Raw genomic sequence first — 5953 nt, forward strand, 5'->3', positions numbered from 1 at the left:
CCGCCCCCTCCGCCGCCGCCCGTGGGGTCGAAGAGCCCGCTGTCCAGAGCGGGCAGCGCCGCCGGCACCACCAGGGCGATGCCCAGGGCGACCGCGCCGATCCGCCGCCCGGTGCGTACCGGTGCGGCGGGCCCGCTGCCGTCGAGCCCCGAGGAGAACTCGCTCGCCCGGCGCGGCGCACCCCCGAACACCCGGCCCCACTGGGAGAGCCGGTCACGCCCTTCGGCGAGCAGCAGCAGCAGATAGCCGGCCGCGGCGAGGACGAAGAAGAGCCAGCCCGCGCCGCCGTCCGACAGACCGGCCGCGACCGAGTAGAGGGCGAGCAGCGGTAGGCCCGCGGGCGCGGCGCTGCGGAACGTCACCGCGAGGGCGTCCACGATGAGCCCGATCAGCAGGACGCCACCGACCAGCATCAGCTGGATGCCGTCGGTCAGCGGCGCCGGAGTCGAGTACTGCCCGACGTCCTCGCCACCGGTCTGCAGCAGTACCCCGAGCTCCCGGACGGAGTCGGGGCTCGGCAGGAAGAGACCGAAGGCCTCGTCCCGTACGAAGAACACGGTGAGCAGCAGCAGCGTCACCAGGACCTGGGCGGCGACCGTCACCGGACGCGCCAGCGGTACCCGCCGGGCCGCCGCGCCCACACCGGACTGCGCGGCGAGCAGGAACGCACCCTGCACCAGCCACGCGGCCGAGTTGACCAGCGGCAGCAGCGCGCACGCCGCCATCAGCGTGGCCGCGAAGGCGCAGAGCGCGAGCCGCGTGCGGCCGCTCATGACCATCCCCCTGTTGCTTGTGCTTCGGAACGTCCCATGACGCCCGTGCGCTGCCGGTCCGCCTGCTTCCACAGCTCGGGCAGCGGCTGCCCCGGTGGTACCGCGAGCGCCGTCCAGCCCGCCTCGCGCAGCAGCCGCAGCCGCTCCTCCAGCTGGGCCGACGGGGCCTGCGCACCGTGCGCCCAGGCCCCGTTGTCCAGGACGAAGGCGACCGCCGCACCGCTGCGCTGGCGCATCCGGGCGGCCACGGCCGCCTGCTCCTCGTCGAGGTCGCCGAGGAACGCGACGAGCAGCCCTTCGGCCCCGCCGCGCAGCACGTCGTACGCACGCGAGAGGCCCGCGCCGTCCGAGTGGTCAACCACGGCGAGCGTGTCCATCATCATTCCCGCGGCGTCCGCCGACTCCGTGGTGGAGCCCGCGAACCCGTCGGAGCCTTCGCCGGGCACGGAGTTGCCCGTGTCCGTCAACAGCCGTACGGAAAAGCCCCGTTCCAGCATGTGCACAAGCGCCGAAGCCGCGCCCGAGACCGCCCACTCGAAGGCCGAGTCGGGGCCCGCGCCCTGGTGGGCGATGCGGCGCGTGTCCAACAGGACGGTGCAGCGCGCACGCTGCGGCTGCTCCTCGCGGCGCACCATCAGCTCGCCGTACTTCGCGGTGGAGCGCCAGTGCACCCGGCGCAGATCGTCGCCGTGCCGGTAGCCGCGGGGGATCACATCGTCCTCGCCGGCGAGCGCGAGCGAGCGCTGCCGCCCGTCGCCGTACCCCTGGGCCTCGCCGGACAGCCGTACCGGCGGCAGCGCCTCCACCCGCGGGATCACCGTCAGGGTGTCGAACGCGCTGAAGGACCGGGTCAGTTCGCACATCCCGAACGGATCGCTCAGGCGCAGCTGCAGCGGTCCGAGCGGATAGCGCCCGCGCAGGTCCGACCGCACCCGGTACGACACCTCGCGCCGCCCGCCCGCCTCGACCCGGTCGAGCACGAAGCGCGGCCGCGGCCCGAGCACGTACGGCACCCGGTCCTGGAGCATCAGGAGCCCGGTGGGCAGCCGCGAGACGTTGTCCATACGCAGATGCACCCGGGACTCCGAGCCCGCCGGCACGCGCGCGGGCGAGAGCCTGCGCGAACCGGCCACGCGGTAGCGGGTGCGGTAAAGGACGATCGCGCTGACCAGCGGCAGTACGGCGAGCAGCAGCCCGACCCGCAGCAGATCACCCTGGCCGAGCACATACGCGCACACGGCCGCGGCCACCCCGGCGGCCAGGAACGACCGGCCGCGCGTGGTCAGCCCCGCGAAGGCGGTACGGAGCCCGCCCTTGTCGTCGTCCGACTGGGAAATCCGGCCAAAGGCCCGCTGCGTGGTTCCCTGCGCCGGCCCCCCGGCCGTCATCACAGCCTCCGTGCGCCGGGCGGCTGCTGGCCGTAGCCCGACATGCCGGGCATCTGCACGGAAGGCGCCGCGGGATAGCCGGCGCCAGGAGCCTGTGCGGCCGGTACCGGGATGCGCTGAAGGATCTCGAGCACGACCTGCTCGGCCGTACGCCGGTTCAACTGGGCCTGCGCGGTGGGCAGCAGCCGGTGCGCGAGCACGGCGACGGCGAGCGCCTGAAGATCGTCCGGCAGGACATAGTCGCGCCCGCTCAGCGCGGCCGAAGCCTTCGCCGCCCGCAGCAGATGCAGGGTCGCGCGCGGCGAGGCGCCGAGTCTCAGATCGGGGTGGTTGCGCGTGGCGCTGACGATCTCCACGGCATAGCGCCGTACGGCATCCGCGACATGGACCTTACGGACCGCGTCGATCAGCTTCACGATGTCGTGGGCGTGGGCCACCGGCTGCAGATCGTCGAGCGGTGAGACCCCGCCGTGCACATCGAGCATCTGCAGCTCGGCCTCGGCGTTGGGGTAACCGATCGAGACCCGGGCCATGAAGCGGTCGCGCTGGGCCTCGGGCAGCGGGTAGGTGCCCTCCATCTCGACCGGGTTCTGGGTCGCCACGACCATGAACGGGTTGGGCAGTTCATAGGTCTGCCCGTCGATCGTGACCTGCCGCTCCTCCATGGACTCCAGGAGCGCGGACTGGGTCTTGGGCGAGGCCCGGTTGATCTCGTCGCCGATCACGATCTGCGCGAAGATCGCCCCCGGCTTGAACTCGAAGTCCCTGCGCTGCTGGTCGAAAATGGACACACCGGTGATGTCCGACGGCAGCAGATCCGGTGTGAACTGGATACGCCGCACCGAGCAGTCGATGGACCGCGCCAGCGCCTTGGCGAGCATGGTCTTGCCCACGCCCGGTACGTCCTCGATGAGTAGATGGCCCTCGGCGAGGAGCACGGTCAGCGAAAGCCGTACGACCTCCGGCTTGCCCTCGATCACTCCCTCCACCGACCTGCGGACTTGATCCACGGTGGTGGTCAGATCTGTGAGGCTCGCTCGATCTTCATAGGTCGTCACCCCGGCCCTCCTCGGCCCGTTCAAACGGGCCGATGTCTCTGTGCGACCCGGCCCACCCCGAAACACGGACACCGCGGCCGGATGGTTCCCGTGCGGTGCCTCCCCCGCATTCTTGTTGCCGTTACCCGTTCGTGTCACTTGCCTGCGGACAACTGACTGTCCTATGTCGGGTTTTGGGAGGGTTTATGGGGCGGCGCGATGGTCTTGAGGGGGAGTGTGCCGGGCGCCGTGCGGGGGCGCCCGGCGCGTTTCAGGCCGCGTCGATCTCGTGCAGCAGACCCGTCTTCACATCGAAGACGAAGCCGCGGACATCATCGGTGTGGAGCAGGAACGGCGAGGTCCGCACGCGCTGCATGGACTGCCGTACGTCCTGGTCCACATCGCGGAAGGCCTCCACGGCCCAGGAGGGGCGCTGGCCGACCTCGTCCTCGAGCTCGTGCCGGAAGTCCTCGGTGAGGGTGAGCAGACCGCAGCCGGTGTGGTGGATCAGGACCACGCTGCGGGTGCCGAGCGCACGCTGGCTGATGGTGAGCGAGCGGATCACGTCGTCGGTGACGACACCGCCCGCGTTACGGATGGTGTGGCAGTCGCCGAGCTCGAGGCCCAGCGCGTCGTGCAGGTCGAGCCGGGCGTCCATGCAGGCCACGACGGCGACCTTGAGGACAGGACGGGCGTCCATGCCCGGGTCCACGAAGTCGGCGGCGTAGGCCTGGTTCGCCTCGACGAGGCGGTCGGTGACGGTGCCCTGCCCGGATATGGCACCGTTCGGGCTCGAGGAAAGCGATCGCGAAGTCGACATGCAAAAAAGGTAGCGGTCACGGTGTATACAAGCCCGCTGTGAGAGGTGACAAAGAACCTCAAAGGGCCTTGTCGTGACGCACTCCACAGGGAGTGACCACTGGGCCCGTACGGGTGAACGAGCCCGGGGGCGACGCGCTCGCCCGGTTGATTGACCGGGACAGGCGGTGGACTAAAGTGACGCGAACCGACAGACGCGTACGCGACTGGCGGTTACCGAACTCCAGGAGACCGGCCCCCAAAGGACGGGCTCCCCGCGCGTGCGGTCGTACGTACGGCTCGGCCTCCTCCCGCTCCGGTCGGCCGGCTCCTTCCCGGCGCCTGCGGACCTTCCCCTTCGTATGCGAGCGGGCGGGGACCCGGCCGCACGTGGTGGCCGCACCCGACCTGAGAGGGTGCGTTGAGCGAGCAGCGACACGTCCCGGTGATGCTCCAGCGGTGCCTGGACCTGTTGGCCCCCGCGCTCACCAAGCCCGGGGCGGTCGTCGTCGACTGCACCCTCGGCCTCGGCGGACACAGCGAGGCCCTGCTCCAGAACTTCCCCGAGGCCCGCCTTGTCGCGCTCGACCGCGACAAGGAAGCCCTGCGGCTGTCCGGAGAACGGCTCGCACCCTTCGGTGAGCGGGCCACCCTCGTGCACGCCGTGTACGACGAACTCCCCGACGTACTCGACCGTCTTGGCCTTCCGAAGGTCGAGGGCATCCTGTTCGACCTCGGCGTCTCGTCCATGCAACTCGACGAGGCCGACCGCGGATTCGCCTACGCCCAGGACGCACCGCTCGACATGCGCATGGACCAGACGGCCGGGATGAGCGCCGCCGAGGTCCTCAACACGTACCCCCCGGGCGAGCTGGTCAGGATCCTTCGCGCGTACGGCGAGGAGAAGCAGGCCAAGCGCATTGTCAGCGCGATCGTGCGTGAGCGCGACAAGGAGCCGTTCACCAACAGCGCCCGGCTCGTCGAGCTGATCCGTGACGCGCTGCCGCAGGCTGCCAAGCGCACCGGCGGCAACCCGGCCAAGCGCACCTTCCAGGCGCTGCGGATCGAGGTCAACGGCGAGCTGACCGTCCTGGAGCGGGCGGTCCCCGCGGCCGTCAAGGCGCTCGACGTCGGCGGCCGGATCGCGGTCCTGTCGTATCACTCGCTCGAAGACCGCCTGGTCAAGCAGGTGTTCGCGGAAGGCGCGGCCAACACCGCGCCGCCCGGCCTGCCGGTGGTGCCCGAGCGCTACCAGCCGCGCCTGAAGCTGCTCACGCGCGGCGCCGAACTGCCCACCGAGGAAGAAGTCGCCGAGAACCGCCGGGCCGCACCGGCCCGTCTGCGCGGGGCGCAGCGGATCCGGGAGGACCTTTCGTGAGGATGTCACCGGGGGAGGGCGAGTGAGCCGGGTACCGCAGCTGCGGGGCAGGGCCGCACAGCTCGCCCGGCTGCTTCCCTCAGGGCCCACTTCGGCGGCCCGTACCCCGTTCGTGCTGCTCATCGTGGTGCTGCTCGGCGGCGGTCTGATCGTGCTCCTGATGCTCAACTCGGCGCTCAACGAAGGCTCGTTCCAGCTCAGCAAGCTCCGCAAGGAGACCACCGAGCTCACCGACGAGCAGCAGGAGCTCGAGACCACCGTCGACGGCTACTCCGCGCCCGACGCCCTGGAACGCCGCGCCCGTGAGCTGGGCATGGTGCCGGGCGGACCGCCGGCCTTCCTCGACCCGGACGGCAAGGTGCGCGGCACGCCTGGCGAGGCGACCGCCGCCCCGGCGCCGGTCACGGCGCCCCCGCCGCCGAAGCCCACCGTGTCCCTCTCCCCGGCGCCCAGCGTCTCCACGTCTCCCGCGCCCAGCGTCTCCACGCCCGTGGCGCCCAGCGTGTCCGCGTCCGCCGCGTCCGGCGTCTCCACGTCCGCGGCGCCGAACTGCCCACCGAGGAAGAAGTCGCCGAGAAC

The 5953-nt window shown here is 71.4% G+C and carries 6 protein-coding genes; 2 read left to right on the forward strand and 4 right to left on the reverse strand.

The window, feature by feature from the left end:
* From G6045_RS38645 to G6045_RS38660, 4 genes are all read right to left on the reverse strand, one after another.
* A partial coding sequence (locus G6045_RS38645) for a DUF3488 domain-containing protein (protein ID WP_235968579.1) occupies positions 1–773 on the reverse strand: 773 nt, incomplete at its 3' end.
* On the reverse strand, positions 770–2161 hold the full coding sequence (locus G6045_RS38650) for a DUF58 domain-containing protein (RefSeq protein ID WP_165336923.1): 1392 nt from the start codon (positions 2159–2161) through the stop codon (positions 770–772). The genes G6045_RS38650 and G6045_RS38645, both read right to left, overlap by 4 nt.
* Positions 2161–3219, reverse strand: a complete 1059-nt coding sequence (locus G6045_RS38655) for an AAA family ATPase (protein WP_165336924.1) — start codon at positions 3217–3219, stop codon at positions 2161–2163. The genes G6045_RS38650 and G6045_RS38655 overlap by 1 nt, the downstream gene beginning before the upstream one ends.
* A 250-nt stretch (positions 3220–3469) precedes the next feature.
* Positions 3470–4018 carry a beta-class carbonic anhydrase gene (locus G6045_RS38660; RefSeq protein ID WP_165336925.1) on the reverse strand — a complete coding sequence of 183 codons (549 nt, stop codon included), beginning with the start codon at positions 4016–4018 and terminating at the stop codon, positions 3470–3472.
* A 399-nt stretch (positions 4019–4417) separates the two neighbouring features.
* Between G6045_RS38660 and rsmH the strand changes: the two genes are divergently transcribed.
* Complete coding sequence (rsmH, locus tag G6045_RS38665; RefSeq protein ID WP_165336926.1) at positions 4418–5374, forward strand: 16S rRNA (cytosine(1402)-N(4))-methyltransferase RsmH; 957 nt, start codon at positions 4418–4420, stop codon at positions 5372–5374.
* Between the two features lie 22 nt (positions 5375–5396).
* A partial coding sequence (locus G6045_RS38670; protein ID WP_328708065.1) for an FtsB family cell division protein occupies positions 5397–5953 on the forward strand: 557 nt, incomplete at its 3' end.

This window comes from Streptomyces mesophilus (genome assembly GCF_011044995.1).
In the GTDB taxonomy this organism is placed as follows: domain Bacteria; phylum Actinomycetota; class Actinomycetes; order Streptomycetales; family Streptomycetaceae; genus Streptomyces; species Streptomyces mesophilus.

What these genes read in the sequence shown, in the direction of transcription:
- G6045_RS38650 (WP_165336923.1), bottom strand. Translation starts at nt 2,161, where the DNA reads ATGACGGCCGGGGGGCCGGCGCAGGGAACCACGCAGCGGGCCTTTGGC.
- G6045_RS38660 (WP_165336925.1), bottom strand. Translation starts at nt 4,018, where the DNA reads ATGTCGACTTCGCGATCGCTTTCCTCGAGCCCGAACGGTGCCATATCC.